The organism is Delftia sp. DT-2 (assembly GCF_028401915.1).
Lineage (GTDB): Bacteria > Pseudomonadota > Gammaproteobacteria > Burkholderiales > Burkholderiaceae_C > Comamonas > Comamonas tsuruhatensis.
The window spans coordinates 176,843-202,917 of sequence record NZ_JAQOTI010000012.1 but is presented as its reverse complement, the minus strand read 5'-3'; the positions used below and the strand labels follow the sequence as shown (position 1 = coordinate 202,917).

Sequence of the window (26,075 nt, the reverse complement as noted above, 5' to 3'; positions counted from 1 at the left end):
CATCAGCCCATTGCCGTCTCATGCAGGTAGTGCCACAGCACCCCTTGGCCCGCACGTTTGAGGATCACGACTGATCGGCGCGAGGTCTGCACGCCGTCCAGGCGATGGGTTTCCAGATAGCGCATGGCCAGGCCGGCCGCGTCCCGCCATACGGGCTGCATGTCGCAGACGCATATCTCCAGCCCTGGCCGCTGGCCGGCCGCGCGCCGGAACATCTGTTCCACATCGTCCAGGCCGACGAGTCTGCCCGTGGTGGTCACCATGCTGAACTCCGGGCTGAACTGCGGCATCAGCGCCTGCAGCGCCTCCTGTGCGCCCGCTGGTTGGGTGAAGACGGTGTGGATCAGCGCGTGCACCTGGTGGATACTGCGTTCGGCGATGCCGATGTCAATGTCACGGTCGATGGGCTTGTTGTCTTGCATGGTGGTCCTCGGGGGTGTGCAGCGATCGCAGGTGCAGCAGGGGCACAAGCCCTGCCAGCGACGCGATCAGAAACGTCATGTGATAGGCCCGGCCTGCGTCCAGGCGGGTGGCGAGCATGTTGAAAACCATCAGGAAAAACGCAGCGCCCACGCTGAAGGCCATCTGCCGGTTGAGGTTCCAGATCACGCTGGCCTGCTGCGTCTGCCGGCCATCGAAGTCCAGCAGGGCCGTCGTCTGCGCGGTATTGGCACCCAGGCCGCCGCCCAGGCCCATCAGGCCGTAGGCGGCCACCAGCAGCCAGGGGTCGGCAGGGGCCGCCACGGCGGCCAGCGCCGCAATGCCCAGGCTGTGCAGCACCATGCTGGCGATGAACAGGGGCCGTGCGCCCGCGCGGTTGTACAGCCGGCCGCCCACCAGCATGGACACCAGGGCGCCGCCGGCGTAGACCATCATGAATCGGCCTGTGGCCTGCGCGCTCAGGTGCAGCATGTCCTGCAGGTAGAAGATGTTGAGCAGGTTCACGCCCGTGAACACGCCGGGAATGGCGTGGTAGACGGCCACCGACATGCGCAGGCGCGGGCTTTTGAGCAGTTGCAGTTCCACAATGGGGTGGGCCGTCTTGCGGGCATGGATGGCATACAGCACCGTGAAGGCCAGGCCCGCCGCCATGCCCAGCCAGGCCAGCGCCAGGCCCTGGCCCGAGCCTTGGCCTGCGCCATAGAGCGACATGCCCAGCAGCCAGGCGCCCAGCGCGGCGCTGACCAGCACCAGGCCTTTGAGGTCGGGCCGCTGCCGGGCCGTGGCCGGTGCATCGCGCACCCACAGCCAGGCCAGGCCTGCGGCGGCCAGGGCCAGCGCAATATTGGAATGGAACACCCAGCGCCAGGAGCCGTGGTCCACGATCAGCCCGCCCAGCCAGGGCGAGAGGGCCGGTGCAATCAGCGCCACGGCCATGACCAGCGTGGAGACACGCGCGCGCTCCGGCCCCTGGAACCGGTTGAAGGCCAGGGCCTGGCCCACTGGGATCACCAGCCCGCCCGCCATACCCTGGATGAAGCGCCAGCCCACCAGCTGGCCGAAGCTGCCCGCCTCGCCGCAGGCCCAGGCGGCCAGGGCGAAGGCCAGCATGGAGCCCGCCATCAGCCCGCGCGCGCCCCAGCGGTCGGCCAGCCAGGGGGCGAGGGGAATGGCCAGCGTCAATCCCAGCATGTAGGCATTGGCCACCCAGGCCCCGGCCGAGATGCCCACATGGAACTCGGCCGCAATCGTGGGCAGCGCGACGGCGGGCATGAAGATGTTGATGCAGTCGACGAAAAAACCCATCAGGAAAACGGTGGCCAGGCGGTATCGGTATGTCATCTTGCGCTTTCAGGAGGGGCAAGACTAAAGAGCGCGGGCGGCCACGTCGATGGGGCTATGCTGGACTCTTTGTTTGACTGGATTGAACAATGACCCCCACAAGCACGGCCATGCACACGCTGCTCCACCGCGCGCAGACGTTTCTGGCCGTGGTGGATTTCGGCTCGTACACCAGGGCGGCGGACTTCCTGGGCATCAGCAAGGCCATGGCCAGCCTGCACGTGAAATCGCTGGAAGAGGCGCTGTCGGTGGCCCTGCTGGTGCGCAACACCCGCAGCATCGCCCTGACGGAAACCGGGCGGGAGTTCTACGACGAGTTCAAGGGCATCGTCCGCGACGTGGGCAGCGCCTTCGACAACGCCATGCACAGCGGCAACCGCATCGCGGGCCGGCTGCGCATCAGCACCACCAGCGAATACGGGGAGAAGTACATTCTTCCGCTGATCCCGGCCTTCCTGGAGCGCTACCCGGGCATCTCGGTGGCCTATGACGTCAACTCTTCACTGAGCGACCTGGTGGCCGAAAAGCTGGACCTGGTCGTGCGCCTGGGCCACCTGGCGGACTCCAGCTTCAAAAGCCGCAGGCTGGCCGGCTACGACATCGTGCTGGTGGCCTCGCCCGCCTTCCTGCGCAGCCATCCCGTGCGCCGGCCCGAGGACCTGGCAGACCTGCCCTGGATTGCCAACAGCAACCTCGCCCATCCCACGGCCTGGACGCTGCGCACGGCCGGCGGCCAGGGCGTGGACGTGGTGGGCCGGGCGGCCCACCAATCCAACTCCTCCACCGCCATCCGCGCCCTGGCCCGGTCCTCGCTGGGTGTGGCGGTGCTGCCTGCGTGGTTCGTGGAGGACGACCTGGCCGGCGGCGTGCTGCAGCGCGTGCTGCCGGACCACGCCCTGCCGCCCCAGCCCATCAGCGTGGTCTTTCCCGACAGCAGCCACCTGCCGCGCAAGACCCGCGTGTTCATCGACTTCCTGTGCGAGCACCTGGGCCGGGATTGAGGGCTCGGCTGGCCGGCCCGCCCTGGCCCCGTTAAACTGCCCGCAAGCCGAAAGGCCCGGTGCGTAGAAACACCTTCCGTGAGGTTGCAGCCCCCACCTTAAAGCGGGGCTTTGTCATGCCTTATCTCGTCGGATTGGCGCATTTGCTTGCGCCTGTCCGCATGGTTTCGGGCGTGGTGGGGGCTATCCGCAAGGACGCTCGCACGGCTACGGACGTGTTTCTAACCACCACGCCCACCTGTTGTGCGTAGAAACTCAACCGGTGGTTTTCTGTGATCTCGTAGGAAAACAGACCATGACCCTCCCCATCCTTGCCAGCCCCAGCGCTGCGCTTGCCCCTTCCAGCCCTCTTCTCTATCAGGAGGGCTGACCCCATGACATCCCGCAAAAACACTGCCGGCGCGGCAGTGCAGGCGCAGCCGTTGCCCAAGCGGTCGCAAGCCGCAAAGCCTTCGGACTGGCCCAGCGCATGGCAGGCCATGCATGTCTGTCTGGTCGTCATCGAGGGGAGGCTGGTCACCCTGGCCGAGGTCTGTGGCAAAAAGCCCGACCGCAAGGCCCGCCAGTTCGACGTGGAATGCGCGGTGGAGCTGGCGCTGGCGCACATACGCCGCATGCGCGCCCACCCGCCGGAGAGCCACCAGGCGTTCGAGCAGCAGTGGCACCTGGCGTCCTGCGCCATCGAACTGGCCGATGGCGCCTACCGCTTCCCCCGCTCGCGCTACGGCCGCCTGCTCAAGCGCACCCGCTGGCATTTCGACCTGCTCAGGGATCTGGTGGAACGTGTGGAGTGGCAGCACCGGCGCGGCTGAGCCGCAGGCGGCAGCTCAGGCCAGCGGCAGCCGCAGCACGAAGCAGGCGCCCGGCTGGCCGTCGGCGCGGCCTTCGCAGTGCACGCTGCCGCCGTGGCGCTGGGCGATGGAGCGCACCAGGGCCAGGCCCAGGCCCACGCCGCCCGAGCGCTCGCTGGCGCCGGGCAGGCGGAAGAACTTCTCGAAGATGCGCTCGCGGTGGGCCGGCGCCACGCCGGGGCCGTGGTCGCAGACGCGGATCTCGGCCATGGCGTCCTGGCGCGCCAGCTCCAGCGTGATGGCGCCCTGGCTGTAGCGGCGCGCGTTCTCCAGCAGGTTGCGCACGGCACGGCGCAGCAGCTTGGAGATGCCGGGCACTTCCAACGCGTCGGTGGACTGCAGGTCCAGGTCGGCATCCACGCGTGCGCATTCCTCGGCGGCCAGGCCGATCAGGTCCACGGGCTCGATCGTGCCCACGTCGCCCTCATAGGTCTCCAGCCGGCTGGCCAGCAGGATCTCGTCCACCAACTGGTCCAGCTCGCTGATGTTGCGCTGGATCTCGGCGCGCGCGCGGGCGCTGGCTGGGTCGTCGCCCATGAATTCCAGGCCCATGCGGATGCGCGTCAGCGGCGAGCGCAGCTCGTGCGAGGCATTGGCCAGCAGCGATTTGTGCGAGGTCACCAGGGTCTCGATGCGCGCGGCGGCGGCGTTGAACTGGTGGGCCAGGTCGGCCACCTCGTCGCTGCCGTGCTCGGGCACGCGCACCGACAGGTCGCCCTCGCCAAAGCGCTTGACGCCGCGCTGCAGGTTCTCCAGCCGCTTGAGCAGGCGGCGGATGATGGGGAACACGCCCACGGCCACGGCCACGCCCACCAGGCCCAGCAGCCAAAGGAAGCCGAAGGGCGGGCGCAGCCAGAAGGCGGCTGCGCCGTCGTGCGGCGGGCGGTCGCCGCGCGGCGGGCGCGGCGCCATGTGCAGCATGTAGGTCTGGCCGTCCGTGCCTTCGATCTCGAAGCGCAGGCCCTCCTCGGGCGGGCCGGGCAGGCGCCGCGCGCGGCCCTGGGCGATGACCTTGCCGTCCGCATCGCGCATGGCCACGTCGCGCGAGGGCGGCGAGCTGGCGCTTTGCACGTTCTGCGCGTTCTGCTCGGCCGCGATCTGCCATGCCCAGGCCACCGTCAGCGTGAGCACGGCCACGCCACCGACCACGGCCAGCCAGATGCGCAGGTACAGGCGCTGGGAGAAGAGGGACAGCAGCTTCATGCAGCGGTCAGTCTTGTTGCTTGGCGAAGACGTAGCCCACGCCGCGCACGGTCAGGATGCGCTTGGGCGCCTTGGGGTCGGCCTCGATGGCGGCGCGGATGCGGCCCATGTGCACGTCGATGGAGCGGTCGAAGGCCTCCAGCTCGCGGCCTCGCACGGCCTCCATGATCTGGTCGCGCGTGAGCACGCGGCCCGCGCGCTCGGCCAGCGTGACCAGCAGGTCGAACTGGTAGGAGGTCAGCTCGCAGGGCTGGCCCGCCACGGTGACGCTGCGCGCGTCGCGGTCGATCTCCAGGCTGCCGAAGCGCAGTGCCGTGGTCGGCTGGCCTGCGGCCGAGCCCTCGCCGCCGCCGCCGCGCCGGCGCAGGATGGCGCGAATGCGCGCCAGCAGCTCGCGCGGCTCGAAGGGCTTGGGCAGGTAGTCGTCGGCGCCGATCTCCAGGCCGATGATGCGGTCCATGGGGTCTCCCTTGGCCGTGAGCATCAGCACCGGCACCTGCGCTGCGGCGCCGGGCAGGGCGCGGATGCGCCGGCAGACCTCCAGGCCGTCCATGTCGGGCAGCATGAGGTCGAGGATGACGAGGTCGGGCAGGTCGGCGCCCGGCACGCCGTCGGCGGGCTGCAGCTGCTCCAGGCCGCTGCGGGCGTCGCCCATGTGCGTGACCTGCAGGCCGTTGTTGCCCAGGTAGTCACCCACCATCTGCGCGAGGCGGGTGTCGTCTTCGATCATCAGAAGATGGTGCGTACTCATGGAGGGCAGTGTATTCATGCTGGGGCCTGGCGTCGTGTTGCGACGATGCTCGCAGCCCCCCGTCAGCCGCGCTTGTCGCTTGCGTAAAGTTCGGTAAAACAGCGCAGCCTGCGGCCAGCCGCTCAACTGCCGCGTTGCGCGGGCCGCACCGCATGTATGCGCGAGGCCAGCGCGATCAGCACCAGCACGGGCAGGCCCAGCAGGGCCGTGGCCTGGAAGAAGCTCACGTAGCCATGCGCATCGACAAAGGCGCCCGAGAAGCCGGCCAGCCACTTGGGCGCCAGCAGCATCATGGAGCTGAACAGCGCGTACTGCGTGGCCGAGTACTGCACATTGGTCAGCCCTGACAGGTAGGCGATGAAGGCCGCCGAGGCGATGCCGCCGGCCAGGTTGTCCGCGCTCACCACCCAGACCAGCGCATTCACGTCATGGCCGCGCGTGGCCAGCCAGGCGAACAGCAGGTTGGTGGCGGCCGACAGCGCGGCGCCCAGCATCAGCACGCGCATCACGCCCCAGCGCATGGCCAGCGCCCCGCCCAGGAAGGCGCCCGCCAGCGTCATGATCACGCCGTACACCTTGGTCACGGCGGCCACCTCGTCCTTGGTGAAACCCATGTCCACGTAGAAGGGGTTGGCCATGATGCCCATGACCACGTCGCTGATGCGGTAGATGGCGATCAGGCCCAGCACCAGCAGCGCCTGCCAGCGGTAGCGGCCCAGGAAGTCGGCGAAGGGCTCGACCAGCGCGCCGCGCAGCCACTCGGCCGCGTTGCGGGCAGGCGCCAGCGGGCGCGGCACCGGTTCCGGCGAGAGCAGCACGGTCAGCATGCCCACGGCCATGGAGGCGGCCATGGCCAGGTAGGCCACCTGCCAGGCGCCGCTCTGGTAGCCCGCCGTACCCGCCACCTCGGCGCGGGCGGCCAGCCACAGCACGCCGGCGCCGGCCCAGATCATGGCCAGCCGGTAGCCGGTCTGGTAGGTGGCGGCCAGCGCGGCCTGGCGCTCGGTATCGGCCGATTCGATGCGGTAGGCATCCAGCGCAATGTCCTGCGTGGCCGAGCCGAAGGCCACGGCCAGCGCGCACCACACCAGCGGCGTGAGCGAGACGCGCGGATCATTGAACGCCATGCCGCACAGCCCGGCGACGATGAGCATCTGCGCGAACAGCAGCCAGCCGCGCCGCCGCCCCAGCCAGCGCGTGAGCAGCGGCAGCGGCATGCGGTCCACCAGCGGCGACCAGACCCACTTGAAGGCATAGGCCAGGCCCACCCAACTCAGGTAGCCGATGGTGGTGCGGTCCACGCCGGCCTCGCGCAGCCAGAACGACAACGTGCCCAGCACCAGCAGCAGCGGAAGGCCTGCCGAAAAACCCAGGGCCAGCATGCGCAGGCTGGCCGGCTCGGCATAGACGCGCAGGGTCTGGGCCCAACTGCGGCGGGGCGCTTCAGTGGGGGTGGAAGGGGCGGAGGAGGTGGTGGTGGACGGCTCGGTCATGTTGGGCTGCGGCAGGCTGCGGCCATTATCGGGCCCATGGTGGCGCGGACTGGCGCGCGCTACCATCGCGGGCACAGGATGCCGCCATGGCCTACACCCTCTCTTCCCTCCACAGCGATGCCGCCGCGCAAGACGGCGCGGCCGATGCCACCGATACCGCCTTCGCGCCGCACAGCTCGGTGCGCAGCTACAGCGGCGAGCACCAGGCCCATGCCCACGGCCATGCGCAAATCCTCTATGCGCTGCAGGGCCGCATGGAGCTGGAGGTGGGCGGGCGCAGCGCCTTTGTGGACGCCGTCAGCGGCATGCTCATCCCCGCCGGCGTGGACCACGGCTACCTGGCGGCGCCGCGCTCGCGCGTGTTCGTCATCGATGCGCCCAGCGGCCCGGGGCTGGACCGGATGCGGCGCTTTTCCGTGCCGCCCGCCCTGCGCGGCCGGGAGTCGGAAGGCCCGGCCACAGAGCAGCTGGCCCAGGTGCTGCAGGCGCCCGGCCTGCTGGCGCGCCGGGGGCTGGACCTGCAGCAACTGACCACGAGCGTACAGGCCGCATTGCACGAGGACTGGCCCACGGCCCGACTGGCCGCCCTGTGCCATATGAGCGCCCAGCGCTTTCACGCACGCTTCGTGGAGCTGGCGGGCCAGCCGCCCCAGGCCTGGCTGCGCGGCCTGCGCCTGGATGCGGCCGAGCGCGGGCTGGCGCGGGGCCTGCCGCTGGAGGCCACGGCGCTGCGATGCGGCTATGCCTCGGCCAGCGCGCTGGCCTATGCGCTGCGGCGCGACCGGGGCGTGACGGCGCGGCAGCTGCGCGGCTAGCCCGTCCACAGTCTCCGGACTACGAGCGTTTCTCGACAAATGCCCGGCCGCGCCCGGCGCAACATGGCGCCATGGTTCGCAATTCTTCCGCTTCTTCCTCTGCCGTCGGCATCGCCTTCGTTTCGGTGGCCGCCGTGCTCTGGGGCACGACGGGTACGGCGCAAAGCCTGGGCGCAGGCGGGCTGTCGCCGTTCTGGGTGGGCGCCGCGCAGCTGGCGGTTTCCAGCCTGTTTCTGGGCGTGCTGCTGGCGGTTTCCCATTGGAGGCTGCGCGGGCGGGCCGTGCAGGGCGGGGCACCCGTCCAGCCGCTGCTGCCCAACCCGGTGCACCTGGGACTGCGCCCGGCCTGGTTTCTGCTGGCTTCCATGGGAATCGGCGGCTACAGCATCTTCTTCTACGAGGGCGTGACGCTCACGGGCGTGGCCGTGGGCACGGCCGTGGCCATTGGCAGCGGCCCCATCTGGGCCGGGCTGATGCAGGCGCTGGTGCTGCGCGCGCCCCTGTCGGCCCTGTGGTGGGCCGGCACGCTGGTGAGCGTGGCGGGAGGCGCGGCCATGGTGATGGCCCGGGGCGGCGCCACGCTGTCCTGGAGCGGCCTGGCCCTGTGCCTGCTGGCGGGGCTGTCGTACGCGGGCTATGCGCTGATCAACAAGCGCCTGGTCACCCACCTGTCGCCGCGCGTGGTGAATTTCTATGTGTTCACCGGGGCGGCCTGCATGGCGGTGCCGATTGCGCTGGTGCAAAGCGGCCTGCCGCAGTGGAGCCTGGCGGCCGTGCTGGTGGTGGTCTACCTGGGCGTGGTGGTGTCGGGCCTGGCGCACATGCTGTTTTCCATCGGGCTGCGCAGCATCTCCGGCCCCACGGGCGTGACGCTGAGCCTGATCGAGCCCGTGGCGGCCTTCGTGCTGGCGGTGTGGGTCGTGGGCGAGCGGCAGCCGCTGCAATCGTGGCTGGGGCTGCTGGCCGTGCTGGCGGGGCTGATGCTGGTGATCGGCGCCGAGATGCGCTCGCAGCGGGCCGTGATGGCCGCGCAGATGGCGTGACTCTTTGTAGGCCGGCGCCGCTCTTCACGATGCGCTGTTCTCCGCATGTTGCAGGCATGCATGGCCGCTAGACTTGGCGGCATGCAGCAGCCATCCCATCTCTCTTCCGAATCCTGTGCCCCGTCCGCCTGGGGCTGTGCCTGCGCGCCCTGGCGCGCGCGTCGCGGTTTCTTGCTGGCCGGCAGCGCGGCGGCCATGGGCCTGGCCACGGCGCCGGTGGCGGCACAGGTGCAGGTGGGCGGTGCCTCGGGCCTGCGCAAGCTGGTGCCGGCCGAGACGCTGGAAGGCGCCGCCACCGACCAGTACCAGCAACTGCTGGCCAAGGCCCGCGCCCAGGGCGCACTGGCTGGCGACAGCAACCCGCAGCTGCAGCGGCTGCGCGCCATTGCCCGGCGGCTGATCCCCTACACCGCCCAATGGAACCCGCGTGCCAATGCCTGGCGCTGGGAGGTGAATCTGATCGGCAGCAAGGAGATCAATGCCTTTTGCATGCCGGGCGGCAAGATCGCCTTCTACACCGGCATCATCGACCAGCTGCAGCTGACCGACGACGAGATCGCCATGATCATGGGCCACGAAATGGCCCATGCGCTGCGCGAGCACTCGCGCGAGCAACTGGCCAAGAACCAGGCCACCAGCATCGGCATTTCGCTGGGCGCCCAATTGCTGGGCCTGGGCGACCTGGGCAATGCGGCGGCCCGCCTGGGCGGCCAGCTGCTGTCGCTGAAATTCAGCCGGGGCGACGAGAGCGAGGCCGACCTCGTGGGCCTGGAACTGGCCGCGCGCGCCGGCTACAACCCCCAGGCCTCGGTCTCGCTGTGGCGCAAGATGGGCCAGGCCACGGGCGACCGTGGCGGCCTGGAATTCCTGTCCACCCACCCCGCAGGCCCCGAGCGCATCCGCGAGCTGGAGCGCAACATCCCGCGCGTGGAAGGCCTCTACGAGGCCGCACGGCGCGGGTAGGCAGCCGCCTTCAGGCGGCGGCTTTTTGCTTTGGTTGGTAGCCCATGACGGCCTTGACTTCAAGGTACTCCTTGAAGCCATGCTCGCCCCATTCCCGGCCCGTGCCTGACTGCTTGTAGCCGCCGAACGGCGCGCCGAAGTCCGGTCCCGCCCCATTGAGGTGGACCATGCCGGTGCGCAGGCGCGAGGCCACGCGGCGCGCGCGCTCCAGGCTGCCGGACTGCACATAGCCCGACAGGCCGTAGGGCGTGTCGTTGGCCTGGGCGATGGCCTCCTCCTCCGTGTCGTAGGGCAGGATGACCAGCACGGGGCCGAAGATCTCCTCGCGTGCAATGGTCATGTCGTTGCGCACGTCGGCAAACACCGTGGGCCGCACGAAGTAGCCGCGCGCAAGGCCCTCGGGGCGGCCCGTGCCGCCGGCCACCAGGGTGGCGCCTTCGGCGATGCCGGCCTCGATCAGGCCCTGGATCTTGCGGAACTGCGCCTCGCTGACCACGGGGCCCATGTGCATGGCGCCCGTGTCGGCCAGTGCATCGCCCACCTTCATGCCTTCGGCAGCGGCCTTGGCCGCGGCCACTGCGCGCGCATGCAGGGCGCGCGGCACGAACATGCGCGTGGGCGCGTTGCAGCTCTGGCCGGAGTTGGTGAAGCAGGCGTTCACGCCCTGGGTCACGGCCTTTTCAATGTCTGCGTCGTTCAGCACGATGTTGGCCGACTTGCCGCCCAGCTCCTGGGTCACGCGCTTGACGGTATCGGCCGAGGCCTTGGCCACGGCAATGCCCGCGCGGGTGGAGCCGGTGAAGGTCATCATGTCGATGCCGGGGTGCACGGACATGGCCTCGCCCACCGAGGGGCCGTCGCCGTTGACCAGGTTGAACACGCCGGCCGGCACGCCCGCTTCGTGCAGGATCTCGGCCACCAGGATGGCGTTCAGCGGCGCGATCTCCGAGGGCTTGAGCACCATGGTGCAGCCCGCCGCCAGGGCCGGTGCCACCTTGCACATGATCTGGTTGATGGGCCAGTTCCAGGGCGTGATCATGCCCACCACGCCCACGGGCTCATGCACGATGCCGGTGGTGCCGCGCACGCTCTCGAACTCGAAGTCCCTGAGCACCTGCAGGGTCTGCTTCAGGTGCCCCGCGCCCACCGTGGCCTGGGCCGCGCGCGACAGCCACAGCGGCGCGCCCATCTCCAGCGAGATGGTCTGCGCCACCTCGTCGATGCGGCGCATGTAGACCGCCAGCACCTTGTCCAGCAGGGCCAGCCGCTCGTCGCGCGTGGTCTGCGAGAAGCCGTCGAACGCGCGGCGTGCGGCGGCCACGGCTGCATCGACATCGGCGGCCGAGCCCATGCTGATGCGGGCCGCCACCTCCTCGGTGGACGGATTGATCACATCCAGCGTGCGCGGCACGGCCGGGGGAACCCATTGGCCGTCGATATAGAACTGCAGGTGCTCTTGCGTGCTCATGAAGCTGTCTCCGTGTCTCGTTGTCATTGGGTGGAAGGGGTATCGAAGGTGACGCGCTGGTTCACGCGGTAGTGGGGCCAGTAGTCGGCCACAGCATAGTGCTGCGTGCTGCGGTTGTCCCAGATGGCGATGCCGCCCGCGTCCCATTGATGATGCACCATGAACTCCGGCTTCTTCAGCCAGTCCAGCAGGAAGGCGAGCACGCCGCGCGCCTCGTGCCGGTCCACGCCCGTGATGTGGCGCGTGAAATCGGCATTGACGAAGATGCACTTGCGGCCTGAATCGGGGTTGGTGCGCACCACGGGATGCGTCACGGGCTTGAATTGGCGCAGTGCCTCGAACAGCGCCTCCTCGCCCTTGCGGCCCAGGTATTCCCGGAAGCCCGATTCCTCCCAGGTATGGACCGCCTGCAGGCCTTCCAGGTACTGCTGCATGCCGGGCGAGAGCCAGTCATAGGCCTTGCTGGTGCTGGTCCAGCAGGTGTTGCCGCCGGCCGGCGGCGTGGTCACGATCTGGATCACGGTGCCCAGCGGCGGCTGCTGCTTCCAGCTGATGTCGGTGTGCCAGTTGTCTATGGCGGGCGGGCGGTCCTTGTCGGAGATGATCATCTCCACGTCGGGCATGCCGCTCTTGCGCTCGAAGTACGAGCCCTTGGACAGCGGGCCGAACACCTGCGCCAGCGCCACATGCTGCTCGGCCGTGATGGCCTGTGGCCGGAAGAAGATGACCTCGAAGTCGTACAGGGCCTGTCGCAGTTCCGCCTGCACCTCGGGGGACAGGGGCCGGGTCAGGTCCACGCCCTCGATCCAGGCCGCGAAGTTGGGCATGCGCGGCACGGGGCGGATGTGGTGGTAGCGGGCGTCGATGTCGATCAGCTGCATGGGGGCGGCATTGGCCATGGGGTACTCCTTGGAGGAACGGATGGAAGGGGAGGAAGAGGAAGGAAGGTGGAGAGAGAGGGCTGGCGGGCTCACTGCCAGTGCAGCAGCCGCCTCTCGGCCCAGGACATGAAGCGCACCATGCCCACGCCCAGCAGGGCCAGCACCAGCAGCAGCGCCATGACGCCATTGATGTCGAAGGTGGAGCCCAGGTAGGCCAGGGTCTGGCCCAGGCCCTTTTCGCTGGCGATGATCTCGGTGCCCACCACGCCCAGCAGGGCATAGATCAATCCCAGGCGCAGGCCCGAGAAGATCACCGGGACGGCGCCGGGCAGCGTGACCTCGAAGAAGGTGGTGGCGGCGCTGGCGCCCAGGGTGCGGCACAGCGTGACGTGGTCCTGGCTGACGCCCCGCATGCCTGCCACCGTGGCCGACAGCACGATGAAGAAGGTCAGCGAGCAGCCCACGGCGATCTTGCTGCCCAGCCCCAGCCCGAACCACAGGATGAACAGCGGCGCCAGCGCGATGCGCGGCATCACGTTCAGCGCGTTGAAGTAGGGCTCGGCAAAGCGCTCGATGGCCGGCCAGCGCACGAAGGCCAGCCCCGTGGCGAAGGCGGCCACGCTGCCCAGCACGAAGGAGCAGGCCACGGCCGCCAGCGTCCAGCCCAGGTCGGACCAGAACCGGGCCGTGCCCGCATGGTTCCAGAGATAGGCGGCCACGCCGCTGGGCTGGCCGAAGAAGGTGGGGTCCAGCCAGCGGCGCGCGGCGGCCCATTCGGCCAGTCCCAGCACGAGACAGATGAACAGCGCATGCAGCGCCAGCCATTGCAGACGGTCAGCCTTCATGGTGCACCCATCCCGATTCGAGCTGCGACCACAGGGCCGCATAGAGTTCATGGAAGCGCGGCGACTTCTGCAGGTCGCGGATGGAGCGCGGGCGCGGCAGGTCTATGGGCAGGTCGGCGATGATGCGGCCCGGGCGCGAGGACATCACCACCACGCGGTCGGAGACGGCCACGGCCTCGGCCAGGTCGTGGGTCACGAACAGCACGCTGTGGCGGTGCTGCTGGCACAGGCGCAGCAGCAGGTCCTGCAGCTGCAGCTTGGTCTGCGCGTCCAGGGCGCCGAAGGGCTCGTCCATCAGCAGCAGCTGCGCGTCCAGCGCAAAGGTGCGCGCCAGCGCCGTGCGCTGGCGCATGCCGTGGGACAAGGCCTTGGGCAGGGCCTGCGCATGGTCGGCCAGGCCCACCTCCTGCAGCATGCGCAGTGCGCGCTCCGTGCTGTCGGCCGTGCCGACGCCGCGCACGCGCGCGCCGAAGGCGGCGTTCTCCAGCGCCGTGCACCAGGGCAGCAGGCTGTCGCGCGCCAGCATGTAGCCCACGCGGGAACTGCCCAGGCGCGGTGCCTCGCCCAGCACGCGCAGCGTGCCGGCGCCGGTGTGGGCCACCAGGCCTGCGCAGAGGTTGAGCAGGCTGGTCTTGCCGCAGCCGCTGGGCCCGACCAGCGAGACGAATTCGCCCTCGGCCACCTGCAGCGCAATGTTGTCCAGCACCTGCGTGCGGCCGTCGAAGCTCAGGTGCAGGCCGTCGGCGGCAATGGCCTGCGGCGGCAGTTGCGATCCATTGGAAGTCATGGCGAGCGCCCCCTTCACTGCGCCAGCAGGGGCGCGGTGTCGATCAGCCGGCTGATCTGCCCCGTGCGCTGCAGGTAGCGCGCGGCATGCTGCAGGGCCTTGGTGTCCACCGCAAACTGCATGGAAGGAATGGCGTTGCGCAGCGCCACTTCCAGGATCCGTTCGCCGCCGGTCGTGTTGATGCGGAAGCTGTCCTGCGCGACTTTGAGCAATGCATCGAAATGGGCCGGTTCGCGGGCATAGTCGGCCGCCTCGTTCATGGCGCGGCGCAAGCCCTCCACGGCCTGGGCGTTCTTGCGCAGGAAGTCGGCGCGCACCACCTGCAGCACGCCGGCGCCGTTGGTGTCCACCACATCGGCCGGACCCTGGCCCCTGCGCGGATCGACGACGATGCGGCAGGCCTGGCTGACCTCGCAAAAGCCGTCCATGGGCGAGAACAGCATCAGGCCATCGACCTGCCTTTGCGCAATCGCCGGAAAGGCGGTGTTGGGCGATCCCACGGCGACGATGGTGACGTCGTCCGCCTTCATGCCGGCGCCCTGCAGCAGGCTCACGAGCTGGAATTCGGCCGCGCTGCCGCGCGCCGTCACGCCGATGCGCCGGCCCTTGAAGTCCTGCATCACGGCGGGATAGCCCTGGGCGGCATGCGCCATGGGCAGGGCCGACGAGGCCATGAGGAAGAACGTCGGTGCGCTGGCGCCGCTGCCGATCACCTTGAGGTCGGCGCCCTTGTTGACCGCCTGAAGCAGCACCTCGGGCGGCGTAAACGCCACTTCGAGGTCACCGGCCAGCAAGGTCTGCAGCGCCAGCGGCGCCTGCGGGATGGGGCGCAGTTCGCAGCGTATGCCGTGCTTCTCGCACAGTCCCCGTGCGTTGGCCACGCGCACCAGGAAGTTGCCGATGCCGGGGTAGTCCTGGATGCGCAGCGTGGGCGTCTGTGCAAGGGCTGCCTGGGTCGAGAGCAGGGCGAACACGAAGGCGAATACCAGGGCGAGCGTGGTGCGGATCATGGGGCGGGCTCCATACGTGTGGGTATGGGGCCGATTACAAGGACGGTGCTATGCGCCAATTGCCGCGAAAGGGACAATGATCGGGTGAACACCAAGCTCGGTTCCCCCAACACCTCTTTGGCGCAGGCGCGCAGCGAGCGCTATCGCGTGGACCTGCTGGCCGAATTGCCGGCCGCATCGGCACGCGGGCTGCGGGCCATAGGCTCCAGGCGCCGCTACCGCGATGGACAGTTCGTGCAAAAGCGCGGCGATGCGGCCGACCATGCGCTGGTGCTGCTGTCAGGGCGCTTTCGTGTCGTGGCCTTCACCGTGGGCGGCACCGAGCGCATGACGCGCTGGCTGGAGGCCGGGGAGATCACCGGCATCAGCTCGGTGCTGGGCAATGCGCCCGTGCCCGTGGACCTGGTGGCCGATGGCGATGTCGAGGTGCTGGTCCTGCCGCGCCAGCCGCTGCTGGACTTCCTGGAGCGCGATGCGCCCGCATGCCTGGCTGTGGCGCGCCTGCTGAGCCTGCGCGTGAACGGGCTGCTGGACACCATCTTCATCAGTTCGGAGGACACGCTGCATGCCCGGGTCTGGGCCACCTTGCAGGTGCTGGCGGCAGAGAACGGCCAGCCCCTGCCCGGCGGCCGCACCCTGCTGCGCATATCGCAGGGAGATCTGTCGCATGTGGTGGGCGCCTCGCGCCAGCGCGTGAACGAGGAGCTGCGCAAGCTGCAGGCGGGCGGCAGCGTGCGTCTGGGCTATCGGTGGATCGAGGTGCTGGGCTGAGGCAGCTGCAGACTCAGGTCCCGCCCACGTAGGGGTTGCTCTTGCGCTCGCGGCCGAAGCTGCTTTCGGGGCCGTGGCCCGGGATGAACACGGTCTGGTCGCCCATGGGCCACAGGCGCTGGACGATGCTGTCGATCAGCTGCTGGTGGTTGCCCTGGGGAAAGTCGGTGCGGCCGATGCTGCCCGCGAACAGCACGTCGCCCACGAAGGCGCGGTCGATCTGCGGCGCATGGAACACCACGTGGCCGGGCGTATGGCCGGGGCAGTGGCGCACCTGCAGCGTTTCCTGGCCGATGCTCACCGTGTCGCCATCGTGCAGCCAGCGCGTGGGCGTGAAGGGGTCCGAATGCGGGAAGCCGAACATGGCGCCCTGCTGGGGCAGGGCATCGATCCAGAACTGGTCTCCGGGATGGGGGCCGATGATGGGCAGCTGCTGTGCATCGGCCAGCTCGCGCGTGCCGCCCGCGTGGTCTATGTGGGCGTGCGTGAGCCAGATGGCCTTGAGCGCCAGGCCCAGGCGATCTATCTCCCAGCCGATCTGCTCCAGGTCGCCGCCCGGGTCGATGACGGCGGCTTCCATGGTCTGGTCGCACCAGACCAGCGAGCAGTTCTGCTGGAAGGCGGTGACGGGGATGGTGTGGTACTGGAGCATGGGCGGCGTGGGTGCTTCTGGCGAAAGCGCCCATTATTCCCGCTCCTTCCCCTGATGGCAGCGCAGGGCCTCCCCCGCTTGCGCCGTCAGGTGGTCGGCTGGCCGCATTGCCCGCAGAACCGCGCGCCGGCCGGATGGCTGGCGTTGCAGCTCCTGCAGGCCTGCGGCAGCACCGCGCCGCCGCACTGCGGGCAAAAGCGCGAGCTGGAGGCAATCGATGCATGGCAGCCGGGGCAGACCGCCGCCACGGCCGCAGGCGGGTATGCGCCGCCAGCGTGATGCCCGCCGATATGGACGCCGATATTGCCGCCGTGATGGCCGCCGCGCGTGTGTTGTCCGAACAGTCTTTGCAAGAGTCCCATGGTGCCTTCCTTCGCACTGCGCGGCTGCGCCGCTGCAGTCGCTCAAAGGTGCATTGGGACACGGCAGCGGTGCGCCAGGACGTGGATGGCGATCATTTAATGTGGCTGTCATTTCGCGGCAATCCGGCGTCTTGTGACGGACAGGCGACATCCTCGCGGGCAGACCCCGTGGCTGCCGCCACGCGGCCGTGATACAAGCTAGCCGTGCCGCCAAGCCAGCCTGCCGTCATGCAGGCGCGCAAGGATTTTTTCGAGGATGGGCCGGGCCGCCGCCTGCGCAATGCAGCGCAGGGCGGGTACCGGCATCACGCGAGGGAGAACCGGTATGTTGATTGGCGTGCCTGCCGAGACCATGGCAGGAGAAACCCGGGTGGCCGCGACCCCCGAGACCGTCAAGAAGCTGCGTGCGCAAGGCCATGTGCTGCGCGTGCAGTCGGGAGCGGGAGTGGCGGCCAGCGTGCCCGATGCCTTGTACGAGGCAGCGGGCGCCGAGATCGTCGATGCGGCAGGCGCCCTGGGCGCCGATCTTGTGCTCAAGGTGCGCATTCCTTCGGAGGATGAGCTGCCCCTGGTCCGCAAGGGCGCAACGCTGGTCGGCATGCTGGACCCCTTCCAGCCCGCAGGCCTGCAGCGCCTGGCCGATGCGGGCATCACGGCCTATGCGCTGGAGGCGGCTCCGCGCACCACGCGTGCGCAGAGCATGGACGTGCTGTCCAGCCAGGCCAATATCGCCGGCTACAAGGCCGTGATGATTGCGGCCAACCAGTACCAGCGCTTCTTTCCCATGCTGATGACGGCGGCCGGCACGGTGAAGGCCGCGCGCGTCGTGGTGCTGGGCGTGGGCGTGGCCGGCCTGCAGGCCATTGCCACGGCCAAGCGCCTGGGCGCCGTGATCGAGGCCAGCGATGTGCGGCCCAGCGTGCGTGAGCAGGTCGAATCCCTGGGCGGCAAGTTCATCGACGTGCCCTACGAGACCGCCGAGGAAAAGGAGGCCGCCGAAGGCGTGGGCGGCTACGCCCGCCCCATGCCGCAAAGCTGGCTGGACCGGCAAAAGGCCGAGGTCGCCAAGCGCGTGGCCCAGGCCGACGTGGTCATCACCACGGCGCTGATCCCGGGCCGGCCCGCGCCCGTGCTGGTCACGGCCGAGATGGTGCAGGCCATGAAGCCAGGCGCCGTCATCGTGGACCTGGCGGCCGAGCGTGGCGGCAACTGCCCGCTGACCCAGGCCGGCATGACCGTGGTCACGCATGGCGTGACCATCGTGGGCCTGACCAACCTGCCCGCCATGGTGGCGGCCGATGCCTCGGCCCTGTATGCACGCAATGTGCTCGATTTTCTCAAGCTCATCATCAACAAGGATGGCGCCCTGCATGTGGACATGGAGGACGACATCGTGGCCGCGTGCCTGATGGCCCATGAAGGCCAGCTTGCAGCACAGCGGAGGAAATGACATGGAAGCCGTATCCCCCACCATCATCCATCTCATCATCTTCGTGCTGGCCATCTACGTGGGCTACCACGTGGTGTGGACCGTCACGCCCGCGCTGCACACGCCGCTGATGGCGGTGACCAATGCCATCTCGGCCATCGTCATCGTCGGCGCCATGCTGGCGGCGGCGCTCACGGAAACGGGCCTGGGCAAGACCATGGGCGTGCTGGCCGTGGCGCTGGCCGCGGTCAACGTGTTCGGCGGCTTCCTGGTCACGCGGCGCATGCTGGAGATGTTCCGCAAGAAAGAGCGCAAGAGCGCTCCGGCCAAGGACGGCAAGGATGCCAAGGCGGAGGGCCAGTCATGAGCATGAACCTCGTCACATTGCTCTACCTGGTGGCCAGCGTCTGCTTCATCCAGGCGCTCAAGGGGCTGTCGCATCCCACCACGTCCATACGGGGCAACCTGTTCGGCATGGCCGGCATGGTGATCGCCGTGCTGACCACGGCAGCGCTCATCGTGCAGCTGGCCGGCGGCAATGCATTGGGCCTGGGCTGGGTGCTGCTGGGCCTGCTGGTCGGCGGCACGGCCGGTGCGGTCATGGCCCAGCGCGTGGAGATGACCAAGATGCCCGAGCTGGTGGCCTTCATGCACAGCATGATCGGCCTGGCGGCGGTGTTCATCGCCGTGGCCGCCGTGGCCGAGCCCTGGGCCTTTGCCATCACGGCCAAGGGTGGCGCCATTCCGGGCGGCAACCGCGTGGAACTGGCGCTGGGCGCCTTCATCGGCGCCGTGACCTTCACGGGCTCGGTGATCGCCTTCGGCAAGCTCAGCGGCAAGTACAAGTTCCGCCTGTTCCAGGGTGCGCCCGTGCAGTTCAAGGGCCAGCATGCGCTCAACGCCGTGCTGGGGCTGGCAGCGGCCTTCTTCGTCTTCGGCTTCTGGCACAGCCAAAGCTGGATGGACATCGTGCTGGTCATCGCCCTGGGACTGCTGCTGGGCGTGCTGCTGATCATTCCGATTGGCGGCGCGGACATGCCGGTGGTCGTGTCCATGCTCAACAGCTACTCGGGCTGGGCGGCGGCGGGCATCGGCTTCTCGCTGAACAACAGCATGCTGATCATTGCGGGTTCGCTGGTGGGCAGCTCGGGCGCCATCCTGAGCTACATCATGTGCAAGGCCATGAACCGCTCGTTCTTCAGCGTGATACTGGGCGGCTTCGGCGGCGAGGCCACCAGCGCGGCCGCAGGCTCCCAGCAGCAGCGCAACGTGAAAAGCGGCAGCGCCGACGATGCGGCCTTCGTCCTGGGCAATGCCGAGACCGTGGTCATCGTGCCCGGCTACGGCCTGGCCGTGGCGCGTGCCCAGCACGCGGTCAAGGAGCTGGCCGACAAGCTCACCGAACGGGGCGTGACGGTGAAGTACGCCATCCACCCGGTGGCCGGCCGCATGCCCGGCCACATGAACGTGCTGCTGGCCGAGGCCGAGGTCCCCTACGACCAGGTCTTCGAGATGGAGGACATCAACAGCGAGTTCGGCCAGGCCGACGTGGCCATCATCCTGGGCGCCAACGACGTGGTGAACCCCGCCGCGCACGTCAAGGGCAGCCCCATCTACGGCATGCCCATCCTGGAGGCCTACAAGGCCAAGACGGTGATCGTGAACAAGCGCTCCATGGCGGCCGGCTATGCGGGCCTGGACAACGAGCTGTTCTACATGGACAAGACCATGATGGTCTTCGGCGACGCCAAGAAGGTGGTGGAGGACATGGGCAAGGCGCTGGAGTGAGGTGCTGCGTGGGGCACAAGGGACAAGGGGCGGCGCGAGCCGCTCCTTGCGCTCACAGCTTCATGTCGTAGCCGATGGTCACCGGCGCATGGTCCGAGAACTTCACATCCTTGTAGATGTTCTCGGTGCGGGCCAGCGCGGCGGTAGCGGGGGTGGCCAGGTGGTAGTCCAGGCGCCATCCCACGTTGTTGGCGTAGGCCTGGCCGCGGTTGCTCCACCATGTGTAGCAGGTGTCGGTGGTGTCGGGCTGGAGCAGGCGATAAACGTCCACCAGGCCGCCAGTCGGCTCAGTTTTGTTCAACAATTTTGTCATCCACTCGCGTTCCTCGGGCGTGAAACCGCTGTTTTTCTGGTTGCTGCGCCAGTTCTTGAGGTCGATCTGCTGGTGGGCGATGTTGATGTCGCCGCAGAGGATGAACTCGCGTTCGCCCTTCATGCGCATCAGGTGGGCATGCATTTCGGCCAGGAAGCGGAACTTGGCCGTCTGGCGCAGTTCGCCGGAGCTGCCGCTGGGAAAGTAGGCGCTGATGATGGACAGCTTGCGCGATGGCGTGTCGAAGCGCGCCTCCACGTAGCGGCCCTCGGCGTCGAATTCGTGCGAGCCGAAGCCGACCACGACGTCGCTGGGCTCGTGGCGGCTGTAGACGCCCACGCCCGAGTAGCCCTTTTTCTCGGCGTAGTGGAAGTGGCCGCGCAGGCCGGCCAGCAGCTCGAAGCGTCCGGTCATGTCGGCGGCCTGGGCCTTGATTTCCTGCACGCAAATACAATCCGGCGCAGTGGCCTCGATCCAGGCTTCGACGCCCTTGGTCGAGGCCGAGCGGATGCCGTTGAGGTTGAGGCTGGTCAATTTGAACAAGGATGAATCCATGGTGGTGAGTAATCTGCAGGCCGAGGACGCAGGCCGTCTGGCGCAGGAATTTGTGCAATTCGCCGTTGACGCAGGGGTGCTGCGTTTCGGCGAGTTCAAGACCAAGGCCGGGCGCATGAGCCCGTACTTCTTCAATGCCGGCCTGTTCGATGACGGCGGCAAGATGGGCCGTCTCGCCGAATTCTATGCAAAAGCCATCGCGGCCAGCGGCATCGAGTTCGACATGATCTTCGGCCCGGCCTACAAGGGCATCCCGCTGGCGGCCACCGTGGCGGTGGAGCTGGCCCGCATGGGCATCAACAAGCCCTTTGCGTACAACCGCAAGGAAGCCAAGGACCACGGCGAGGGTGGCACCCTGGTGGGCGCGCCGCTCAAGGGCCGCGTGCTGATCGTGGACGACGTGATGAGCGCCGGCACGGCCGCGCGCGAGTCCATCGCCATCATCCGCGCCGCCGGTGCCACGCCGCATGCCGTGGCCATCGCGCTGGACCGCCAGGAAATGGCCACGGAAAATGGCCAGGACGTGCCCCACAGCGCCGTGCAGTACGTGCGCAACCAGCTGGGCATGCAGGTCTGCACTATTGCAAAACTGGCAGACTTATTGCTTTATCTTGAGATTCAAGGTGGCAGCGCAGGCAGCGGCCACCATGAGCGCGTGCTGGCCTACCGCCAGCGTTATGGAGTCAACGACAAGGGGTGAGCGGTTGATGAAGCGGGCGATGCATGCACGATCCTTGCTGTGTGCCATGGGCTTGGCCACGCTGGGCTGCGCCGTGCCCGCCCAGGATATGCCCCTGGGGCCGGGCATCTATTCATGCACCGACGCCCGTGGCCGCCGCCTGACGGCCGACCGCCCGATTGCCGAATGCGTGGACCGCGACCAGCGCGTGCTGGGCAACTCCGGCGTGGAGCTGCGCCGCGTGGGCCCCACGCTGACCGACAACGAACGTGCCGAGCTGGACGCCCAGCGCCGCCGCGACCAGGCAGAGCAGCGCCGCATGCGCGAGGAGCGCTCGCGCGACAAGGCGTTGATCACGCGCTACCCCAACCAGGCCGCCCACGATGCCGAGCGTGCCGAGGCCATCTCCCAGGTCGATCAGGTCATCTCCGTGGCGCGCCAGCGCCAGCAGGAACTGCAGACGCGGCGCACGGCCCTGAATGCCGAGATGGAGTTCTACAGGAAAGACCCCGCCAAGGCGCCGGCATCGCTGCGCCGCCAGCTCGACGAGAACACGGCCTCGCAGGAGGAGCAGCAGCGCTTCGTCCAGCAGCAGGACCAGGAAAAGCGCCGCATCCAGGAGCGCTTCGATGCCGAGCTGCAGCAGCTGCGCCAGTTGTGGGCTGCGAGCGCACGCCGCTGAGGCTGGCCCAACGCCGCGCCCGCCGCCGCGTTCTTTCTCCTTCCTGCCCCTCCTTTCCTTCCTCCTTCTCGTTGCACGCTTGCTGAGTCGAATTCGTCCTGCATGCGGCGCCCGCATGCAGGGCTAGGCTTTGCGCATCGAGTCTGCGGGCTGACATCAAGGGAGGCAGCATGACGGTGTGGCGTTGGTTGATGGCCTTGCTGCTGTGGGCAGCCGGGGCCTGGCTGTCCTGGGGCGGCGCCCAGCTCCTGCTGGCCGGCGGCAGCGGCTACTACGTGATCGCCGGCCTGCTGCTGCTGGTGGTGGGGTGGGGCGTGGCGCGCCGTTCGGCCATGGCGCTGTGGCTGTTTGCGCTGTGGCTGCTGGGCACCGCGCTGTGGGCGGTCTGGGAGATAGGGCTGGACTGGTGGCCGCTGGCGGTGCGCCTGGGGCTGCCCTGGTTGATGGGCCTGCTGCTGGTGCTGCCCTGGTCGGTGCGTGCGCTGCGCCATGAGCCCGACATGGGCCAGAACCGGGGCCTGGCCCCGGCCCATGCGGCGCTGGCGCTGGTGGTGCTGGGCACGGCCATTCTTGCGGGCCTGTCCTTCGGGCGCCAGCGCGATGCCCATGAAACCCAGGGCCAGTTTGCGGGGGCGGCCGCCGCTGCGTCGGACCTGCCTGCCGACGGCCAGGTCACGGCCGTGCAGAACATGTCCATGGTGGCCTCCGAGGCCGGCGGCCTGCGCAGCCCGCCGGTGCTGCAGGGCGATGCCACCGATGCCGTGCCCGATGGCGAATGGCATGCCTACGGCCGCACCGGAGCGGGCCAGCGCTATTCGCCGCTGCGCCAGATCGGCCCGCACAACGTGCGGCTGCTGCAATTGGCCTGGGAGTTCCGCACGGGCGATGTGCGCGGCAAGCCCGGCGATCCCGAAGAAACCACGTTCGAGGTCACGCCGCTGAAGATCGGCGAGCGCCTGTTCTTGTGCACGCCCCACCAGTCGGTGATTGCGCTCGATGCCACCACGGGCAAGCAGCTGTGGCGGCGCGACCTGCCCATGCCCAAGGGGCTGGCGCTGCAGCACCTGACCTGCCGGGGCCTGTCCTACCAGTCGGCGCAGGCGGCCGCGCAGTTCGATGCGGCGGCAGGGCAGACGCATTCGGCGGTGGCGCCGGCTGCAAGGAAGGCCGGCGCACAGGCGGCACAGGCGGTACAGGCTGATCCGGCTTCCTCGGTCTCCCCGGCTCCTTCCTCCGATGATGGCCGCTGTACCGCCAAGCTGTTCATGGCCACGGCCGACGGCAAGGTGGTCGCCCTCAATCCCGCCGACGGCCAGACCTGCGGCAACGTGGCGGGCGGCCAGGGCCAGATCGACCTCTGGCAGGGCATGCCCGAGCGCAAGCCGGGCTCGTACTACTCGACCTCGCCGGTGGTGGTGGCGCGCGACCGCATCATCGTGGGCGGCACGGTGCTGGACAACCATTCCACGCGCGAGCCCTCGGGCGTGATCCGCGCCTTCGATATCCGCTCGGGCGCGCTGCTGTGGGCCTGGGACCCGGGGCGGCCAGCGACCAGCACGCCGCTGCCCGAAGGACAGACCTATGTGCCCAGCTCGCCCAACAGCTGGTCCATCTCCAGCGTGGACGAGACGCTGGGCCTCGTCTTCGTGCCCATGGGCAATGCGCCGCCCGACCAATGGGGCGGGCGGCGCAGTGCCGAGGCCGAGCGGTATTCGTCCTCCGTGGTGGCGCTGGACATCGCCACGGGCGCCGTGCGCTGGGTGTTCCAGACCGTGCACCACGATCTCTGGGACTACGACGTACCCTCGCAGCCCAGCCTGATCGACCTGGAGATCGGCGGCCACAGCGTGCCCGCCCTGGTGCAGCCCACCAAGCAGGGCGAGCTGTTCGTGCTGGACCGGCGCACGGGCCAGCCGCTGCTGCCCGTTACCGAGGTGGCTGCGCCGCAGGGCGCGGCACGCGGCGACCGCACGGCGCCCACGCAGCCGCATTCGCAGCTGAGCTTCAACCCCCCGGCCCTCACCGAGCGCGACATGTGGGGCGCCAGCCCCTTCGAGCAACTGTGGTGCCGGCTGGCCTTTCGCCGCCTGCGCTACGAGGGGCGCTTCACGCCGCCCTCGGAGCAGGGCTCGCTGATCTATCCGGGCAACTTCGGCGTCTTCAACTGGGGTGGCGTGGCCGTGGACCCGCGCCGGCAGGTGGTGTTTGCCACGCCCACGCGGCTGGCCTTCGTCTCCACCCTGGTGCCGCGTGCGGACGATACCTCGCTGCTGGTGCAGGATGGCGGCCCGCCCAAGGACGGCCTGCCCGCGCTCAACGAAAACTTCGGCGCACCGTTTGCGGTGCGGCTCAAGCCCTTTGTCTCGCCGCTGGGCATTCCCTGCCAGGCGCCGCCCTGGGGCTTTGTGGCGGGTGCCGACCTGCGCACGGGCCAGATCGTCTGGCAGCGCCGCAACGGCACGCCGCGTGACCTGAGCCCGCTGCCGCTGGGCTTTCGCATGGGCGTGCCCGGCATTGGCGGCCCGGTGGTGACCGCTGGCGGCGTGGCCTTCTACTCGGGGGCTCTGGACAACTATGTACGCGCCTACGACGTGGACAGCGGCCGCCAGCTCTGGCAGGACCGCCTGCCCGCAGGCGGCCAGGCCACGCCCATGACCTACCTGGGCACGGACCAGCGCCAGTACCTGGTGGTGGTGGCGGGTGGTCATGGTTCGACTGGCACCAAGGCTGGCGACAGCGTGCGTGCCTATGTGCTGCCCAAGGAGGTGGCGGCGCCCTGAGCGCTCAGCGCCGGGGGGGTCTGCGCCGGCTCATGCCGATCCGGCCCGGCCCAGCATGCGCAGCACGCGCGTGACCAGCAGCGCGGCCACCCAGGCCAGTCCGCCGATCAGCAGCGGCAGGCGCAGCAGCGCGCCTTGCTGGGCGAACAGCATCAGCGCGTCTGCCTTCCACAGCGCGGCATAGCCCGTGTACAGGCCGTAGGCCAGCCAGGCCAGGGCGCCCAGGGCGAACAGGGCCGCCATGCGCCGGGCGCTGCGGCCATCGCGCGAATCCGCGGGCAGGGCGCGCGTGCCGTGCCAGACCCAGCCGATGGAGGCGAGCACCAGCAAGGCACTGGCTGCCACGGACAGCTGCAGCCAGGTATGGGGGGAGAGTGAGGACATCAAAAGGAAACCGCGCGCCGGCAAAGTGCCGGCCGCAGCGAGTGTAGCGGCGCAGTGCCCTGCGTGGTTTCGGTGCTCAGGCCGGCTGCCAGACGGTGGCGCCGTGGCCCTGGCCGCCGCTGCCGGGGACGGAATGGATGCCCAGCACGGCTGCATGGCGCTGCAGCAGGGCGTCGAACTGCTCGATGCTTTCCGCCGTGGCCGGGGCGTCGTCGTATTCGCTGGCCACCTGGTCCGTGGTGAAGGAGCTGGCGCCGAACTTCTGGACGATGTTGCGCAGCTTGTCGAGGTTGGGGCTGGAGGATGGTGTCATGGCAACTCCTTGGGTCATGGACGCCTGCTGCGCCGCAGGCCTGTGGGCCAGTGTAGCCCCGGGGCCTGGAGCGGCCATCCGGGGCATCCCCGCAAAGCGGCGTAGGACTTGGAACCCGCCGTCAGCCGCCCGTGGCCACGGGGCCGGCGCTCAGCACTTCAGCCAGCGGCTTGCGCGGCGTGGGCACCTCGCGCTCGCGCAGATCGTCGGGCAGGGCGGCTGCATCGCCGCGCCAGCCCACGGCGATCACCACCTCGGGCTCCAGGTGCTCGGGCAGGCGCAGCACCTCGCGTGCGGCCTCGGCCGAGAAGCCGCCCATGGCGTGCGTGGCCAGGCCCATGGCATGGGCCTCCAGCGCCAGGTAGCCCCAGGCGCAGCCCGCGTCGAAGCTGTGCTTGCCGGGCGAGGCCTGGCGGTCGGACATCAGCACGATCAGCGCGCCCGCCTCCAGGCACCAGCGGCGGTTGAACTCGT

Annotated in this window: 28 protein-coding genes; 12 read left to right on the top strand and 16 right to left on the bottom strand. The window is 69.1% G+C overall.

Annotated elements, in window-relative coordinates; genetic code table 11:
* Positions 1 to 2: 2 nt before the first annotated feature.
* On the bottom strand, positions 3 to 422 hold the full coding sequence (locus PO605_RS22340; RefSeq protein WP_047468096.1) for a hypothetical protein: 420 nt from the start codon (positions 420 to 422) through the stop codon (positions 3 to 5).
* Positions 394 to 1,782, bottom strand: a complete 1,389-nt coding sequence (locus tag PO605_RS22335; RefSeq protein ID WP_272206890.1) for an MFS transporter — start codon at positions 1,780 to 1,782, stop codon at positions 394 to 396. The genes PO605_RS22340 and PO605_RS22335 overlap by 29 nt, the downstream gene beginning before the upstream one ends.
* An 89-nt stretch (positions 1,783 to 1,871) precedes the next feature.
* Between PO605_RS22335 and PO605_RS22330 the strand changes: the two genes are divergently transcribed.
* Both PO605_RS22330 and PO605_RS22325 read left to right on the top strand, forming a co-directional pair.
* On the top strand, positions 1,872 to 2,783 hold the full coding sequence (locus PO605_RS22330) for a LysR family transcriptional regulator (RefSeq protein ID WP_047468101.1): 912 nt from the start codon (positions 1,872 to 1,874) through the stop codon (positions 2,781 to 2,783).
* 374 nt (positions 2,784 to 3,157) lie between these two features.
* Entirely contained in the window at positions 3,158 to 3,595 is a 438-nt protein-coding gene (locus PO605_RS22325) for a hypothetical protein (protein WP_272206889.1), read from the top strand.
* Between the two features lie 15 nt (positions 3,596 to 3,610).
* On the opposite strand, the gene PO605_RS22320 is transcribed toward PO605_RS22325, so the two are convergent.
* From PO605_RS22320 to PO605_RS22310, 3 genes are all read right to left on the bottom strand, one after another.
* Positions 3,611 to 4,837: an ATP-binding protein gene (locus PO605_RS22320; RefSeq protein WP_016453614.1), complete on the bottom strand. Its 1,227-nt coding sequence runs from the start codon at positions 4,835 to 4,837 to the stop codon at positions 3,611 to 3,613.
* Between the two features lie 7 nt (positions 4,838 to 4,844).
* On the bottom strand, positions 4,845 to 5,606 hold the full coding sequence (locus tag PO605_RS22315; RefSeq protein WP_272206888.1) for a response regulator transcription factor: 762 nt from the start codon (positions 5,604 to 5,606) through the stop codon (positions 4,845 to 4,847).
* 104 nt (positions 5,607 to 5,710) lie between these two features.
* Positions 5,711 to 7,081, bottom strand: coding sequence for an AmpG family muropeptide MFS transporter (locus tag PO605_RS22310; RefSeq protein ID WP_442855521.1), 1,371 nt, complete (start codon positions 7,079 to 7,081; stop codon positions 5,711 to 5,713).
* Positions 7,082 to 7,167: 86 nt separating this feature from the next.
* Here PO605_RS22310 and PO605_RS22305 point away from each other — a divergent pair, with 86 nt between their 5' ends.
* The 3 genes from PO605_RS22305 to PO605_RS22295 all read left to right on the top strand — a co-directional run bounded on the left by PO605_RS22305 (position 7,168) and on the right by PO605_RS22295 (position 9,902).
* The gene (locus PO605_RS22305) at positions 7,168 to 7,896 is read left to right on the top strand and encodes a helix-turn-helix domain-containing protein (RefSeq protein ID WP_047326943.1); all 729 of its coding nucleotides are present in this window, start codon (positions 7,168 to 7,170) and stop codon (positions 7,894 to 7,896) included.
* 71 nt (positions 7,897 to 7,967) lie between these two features.
* On the top strand, positions 7,968 to 8,939 hold the full coding sequence (locus PO605_RS22300; RefSeq protein ID WP_047468562.1) for a DMT family transporter: 972 nt from the start codon (positions 7,968 to 7,970) through the stop codon (positions 8,937 to 8,939).
* Positions 8,940 to 8,999: 60 nt separating this feature from the next.
* Positions 9,000 to 9,902 carry a M48 family metallopeptidase gene (locus PO605_RS22295; protein ID WP_047468565.1) on the top strand — a complete coding sequence of 301 codons (903 nt, stop codon included), beginning with the start codon at positions 9,000 to 9,002 and terminating at the stop codon, positions 9,900 to 9,902.
* 10 nt (positions 9,903 to 9,912) lie between these two features.
* Here the strand turns inward: PO605_RS22295 and PO605_RS22290 are convergent, their stop codons facing one another.
* From PO605_RS22290 to PO605_RS22270, 5 genes are all read right to left on the bottom strand, one after another.
* Entirely contained in the window at positions 9,913 to 11,370 is a 1,458-nt protein-coding gene (locus PO605_RS22290; RefSeq protein ID WP_047468532.1) for an aldehyde dehydrogenase family protein, read from the bottom strand.
* Between the two features lie 23 nt (positions 11,371 to 11,393).
* Positions 11,394 to 12,269, bottom strand: a complete 876-nt coding sequence (locus PO605_RS22285; RefSeq protein ID WP_016448570.1) for a TauD/TfdA dioxygenase family protein — start codon at positions 12,267 to 12,269, stop codon at positions 11,394 to 11,396.
* Positions 12,270 to 12,340: 71 nt separating this feature from the next.
* Positions 12,341 to 13,096: an ABC transporter permease gene (locus PO605_RS22280; protein WP_013800204.1), complete on the bottom strand. Its 756-nt coding sequence runs from the start codon at positions 13,094 to 13,096 to the stop codon at positions 12,341 to 12,343.
* Positions 13,086 to 13,883 (bottom strand): ABC transporter ATP-binding protein, encoded by a 798-nt coding sequence (locus PO605_RS22275; RefSeq protein WP_016448569.1) that lies wholly within the window; start codon positions 13,881 to 13,883, stop codon positions 13,086 to 13,088. The genes PO605_RS22280 and PO605_RS22275 overlap by 11 nt, the downstream gene beginning before the upstream one ends.
* Positions 13,884 to 13,897: 14 nt before the next feature.
* Positions 13,898 to 14,893: an ABC transporter substrate-binding protein gene (locus tag PO605_RS22270; RefSeq protein ID WP_272206887.1), complete on the bottom strand. Its 996-nt coding sequence runs from the start codon at positions 14,891 to 14,893 to the stop codon at positions 13,898 to 13,900.
* Between the two features lie 84 nt (positions 14,894 to 14,977).
* Here PO605_RS22270 and PO605_RS22265 point away from each other — a divergent pair, with 84 nt between their 5' ends.
* Positions 14,978 to 15,664: a Crp/Fnr family transcriptional regulator gene (locus PO605_RS22265; protein WP_013800207.1), complete on the top strand. Its 687-nt coding sequence runs from the start codon at positions 14,978 to 14,980 to the stop codon at positions 15,662 to 15,664.
* Positions 15,665 to 15,677: 13 nt separating this feature from the next.
* Here the strand turns inward: PO605_RS22265 and PO605_RS22260 are convergent, their stop codons facing one another.
* Together PO605_RS22260 and PO605_RS22255 are read right to left on the bottom strand one after the other, a co-directional pair.
* Entirely contained in the window at positions 15,678 to 16,316 is a 639-nt protein-coding gene (locus tag PO605_RS22260) for an MBL fold metallo-hydrolase (RefSeq protein ID WP_034365678.1), read from the bottom strand.
* 86 nt (positions 16,317 to 16,402) lie between these two features.
* Positions 16,403 to 16,678, bottom strand: coding sequence for a zinc ribbon domain-containing protein (locus PO605_RS22255; RefSeq protein ID WP_082001461.1), 276 nt, complete (start codon positions 16,676 to 16,678; stop codon positions 16,403 to 16,405).
* A gap of 325 nt (positions 16,679 to 17,003) precedes the next feature.
* On the opposite strand from PO605_RS22255, the gene PO605_RS22250 reads away from it, so the two are divergent.
* From PO605_RS22250 to PO605_RS22240, 3 genes are read left to right on the top strand one after another with little or no spacing between them, the layout of a single operon-like run.
* Complete coding sequence (locus PO605_RS22250; RefSeq protein WP_047468543.1) at positions 17,004 to 18,128, top strand: Re/Si-specific NAD(P)(+) transhydrogenase subunit alpha; 1,125 nt, start codon at positions 17,004 to 17,006, stop codon at positions 18,126 to 18,128.
* Between the two features lies 1 nt (position 18,129).
* Complete coding sequence (locus PO605_RS22245) at positions 18,130 to 18,474, top strand: NAD(P) transhydrogenase subunit alpha (RefSeq protein WP_012202276.1); 345 nt, start codon at positions 18,130 to 18,132, stop codon at positions 18,472 to 18,474.
* Positions 18,471 to 19,895 carry an NAD(P)(+) transhydrogenase (Re/Si-specific) subunit beta gene (locus PO605_RS22240; RefSeq protein WP_012202277.1) on the top strand — a complete coding sequence of 475 codons (1,425 nt, stop codon included), beginning with the start codon at positions 18,471 to 18,473 and terminating at the stop codon, positions 19,893 to 19,895. Before PO605_RS22245 ends, PO605_RS22240 begins: the two co-directional genes overlap by 4 nt.
* Positions 19,896 to 19,947: 52 nt before the next feature.
* Here PO605_RS22240 and PO605_RS22235 read toward each other — a convergent pair whose 3' ends face one another.
* Positions 19,948 to 20,751 carry an exodeoxyribonuclease III gene (locus PO605_RS22235; protein ID WP_016448562.1) on the bottom strand — a complete coding sequence of 268 codons (804 nt, stop codon included), beginning with the start codon at positions 20,749 to 20,751 and terminating at the stop codon, positions 19,948 to 19,950.
* Positions 20,752 to 20,761: 10 nt separating this feature from the next.
* Between PO605_RS22235 and pyrE the strand changes: the two genes are divergently transcribed.
* The 3 genes from pyrE (at position 20,762) to PO605_RS22220 (ending at position 24,904) form a co-directional block, all read left to right on the top strand.
* Positions 20,762 to 21,463 carry an orotate phosphoribosyltransferase gene (gene pyrE, locus PO605_RS22230; RefSeq protein ID WP_026062245.1) on the top strand — a complete coding sequence of 234 codons (702 nt, stop codon included), beginning with the start codon at positions 20,762 to 20,764 and terminating at the stop codon, positions 21,461 to 21,463.
* A 7-nt stretch (positions 21,464 to 21,470) separates the two neighbouring features.
* On the top strand, positions 21,471 to 22,124 hold the full coding sequence (locus PO605_RS22225; RefSeq protein WP_197065093.1) for a DUF4124 domain-containing protein: 654 nt from the start codon (positions 21,471 to 21,473) through the stop codon (positions 22,122 to 22,124).
* A 170-nt stretch (positions 22,125 to 22,294) separates the two neighbouring features.
* On the top strand, positions 22,295 to 24,904 hold the full coding sequence (locus PO605_RS22220) for a membrane-bound PQQ-dependent dehydrogenase, glucose/quinate/shikimate family (protein ID WP_047468550.1): 2,610 nt from the start codon (positions 22,295 to 22,297) through the stop codon (positions 24,902 to 24,904).
* 30 nt (positions 24,905 to 24,934) lie between these two features.
* Here PO605_RS22220 and PO605_RS22215 read toward each other — a convergent pair whose 3' ends face one another.
* The 3 genes from PO605_RS22215 to PO605_RS22205 all read right to left on the bottom strand — a co-directional run.
* On the bottom strand, positions 24,935 to 25,288 hold the full coding sequence (locus PO605_RS22215) for a hypothetical protein (protein ID WP_016448558.1): 354 nt from the start codon (positions 25,286 to 25,288) through the stop codon (positions 24,935 to 24,937).
* Between the two features lie 76 nt (positions 25,289 to 25,364).
* Complete coding sequence (locus PO605_RS22210) at positions 25,365 to 25,601, bottom strand: hypothetical protein (protein ID WP_016448557.1); 237 nt, start codon at positions 25,599 to 25,601, stop codon at positions 25,365 to 25,367.
* A gap of 121 nt (positions 25,602 to 25,722) precedes the next feature.
* Positions 25,723 to 26,075: nitroreductase family protein (locus PO605_RS22205; RefSeq protein WP_272206886.1), on the bottom strand; the 353-nt coding region annotated here is incomplete at its 5' end.

Coding starts and splice junctions, on each gene's coding strand:
- PO605_RS22310 (WP_442855521.1), bottom strand. CDS start 7,081: ATGACCGAGCCGTCCACCACCACCTCCTCCGCCCCTTCCACCCCCACT.
- PO605_RS22295 (WP_047468565.1), top strand. CDS start 9,000: ATGGCCGCTAGACTTGGCGGCATGCAGCAGCCATCCCATCTCTCTTCC.
- PO605_RS22320 (WP_016453614.1), bottom strand. CDS start 4,837: ATGAAGCTGCTGTCCCTCTTCTCCCAGCGCCTGTACCTGCGCATCTGG.
- PO605_RS22270 (WP_272206887.1), bottom strand. CDS start 14,893: ATGATCCGCACCACGCTCGCCCTGGTATTCGCCTTCGTGTTCGCCCTG.
- PO605_RS22225 (WP_197065093.1), top strand. CDS start 21,471: ATGAAGCGGGCGATGCATGCACGATCCTTGCTGTGTGCCATGGGCTTG.
- PO605_RS22250 (WP_047468543.1), top strand. CDS start 17,004: ATGTTGATTGGCGTGCCTGCCGAGACCATGGCAGGAGAAACCCGGGTG.
- PO605_RS22335 (WP_272206890.1), bottom strand. CDS start 1,782: ATGACATACCGATACCGCCTGGCCACCGTTTTCCTGATGGGTTTTTTC.
- PO605_RS22210 (WP_016448557.1), bottom strand. CDS start 25,601: ATGACACCATCCTCCAGCCCCAACCTCGACAAGCTGCGCAACATCGTC.
- PO605_RS22240 (WP_012202277.1), top strand. CDS start 18,471: ATGAGCATGAACCTCGTCACATTGCTCTACCTGGTGGCCAGCGTCTGC.
- PO605_RS22330 (WP_047468101.1), top strand. CDS start 1,872: ATGACCCCCACAAGCACGGCCATGCACACGCTGCTCCACCGCGCGCAG.
- PO605_RS22280 (WP_013800204.1), bottom strand. CDS start 13,096: ATGAAGGCTGACCGTCTGCAATGGCTGGCGCTGCATGCGCTGTTCATC.
- PO605_RS22315 (WP_272206888.1), bottom strand. CDS start 5,606: ATGAATACACTGCCCTCCATGAGTACGCACCATCTTCTGATGATCGAA.
- PO605_RS22290 (WP_047468532.1), bottom strand. CDS start 11,370: ATGAGCACGCAAGAGCACCTGCAGTTCTATATCGACGGCCAATGGGTT.
- PO605_RS22220 (WP_047468550.1), top strand. CDS start 22,295: ATGACGGTGTGGCGTTGGTTGATGGCCTTGCTGCTGTGGGCAGCCGGG.
- pyrE (WP_026062245.1), top strand. CDS start 20,762: ATGGTGGTGAGTAATCTGCAGGCCGAGGACGCAGGCCGTCTGGCGCAG.
- PO605_RS22215 (WP_016448558.1), bottom strand. CDS start 25,288: ATGTCCTCACTCTCCCCCCATACCTGGCTGCAGCTGTCCGTGGCAGCC.
- PO605_RS22245 (WP_012202276.1), top strand. CDS start 18,130: ATGGAAGCCGTATCCCCCACCATCATCCATCTCATCATCTTCGTGCTG.
- PO605_RS22325 (WP_272206889.1), top strand. CDS start 3,158: ATGACATCCCGCAAAAACACTGCCGGCGCGGCAGTGCAGGCGCAGCCG.
- PO605_RS22285 (WP_016448570.1), bottom strand. CDS start 12,269: ATGGCCAATGCCGCCCCCATGCAGCTGATCGACATCGACGCCCGCTAC.
- PO605_RS22275 (WP_016448569.1), bottom strand. CDS start 13,883: ATGACTTCCAATGGATCGCAACTGCCGCCGCAGGCCATTGCCGCCGAC.
- PO605_RS22340 (WP_047468096.1), bottom strand. CDS start 422: ATGCAAGACAACAAGCCCATCGACCGTGACATTGACATCGGCATCGCC.
- PO605_RS22255 (WP_082001461.1), bottom strand. CDS start 16,678: ATGGGACTCTTGCAAAGACTGTTCGGACAACACACGCGCGGCGGCCAT.
- PO605_RS22305 (WP_047326943.1), top strand. CDS start 7,168: ATGGCCTACACCCTCTCTTCCCTCCACAGCGATGCCGCCGCGCAAGAC.
- PO605_RS22300 (WP_047468562.1), top strand. CDS start 7,968: ATGGTTCGCAATTCTTCCGCTTCTTCCTCTGCCGTCGGCATCGCCTTC.
- PO605_RS22260 (WP_034365678.1), bottom strand. CDS start 16,316: ATGCTCCAGTACCACACCATCCCCGTCACCGCCTTCCAGCAGAACTGC.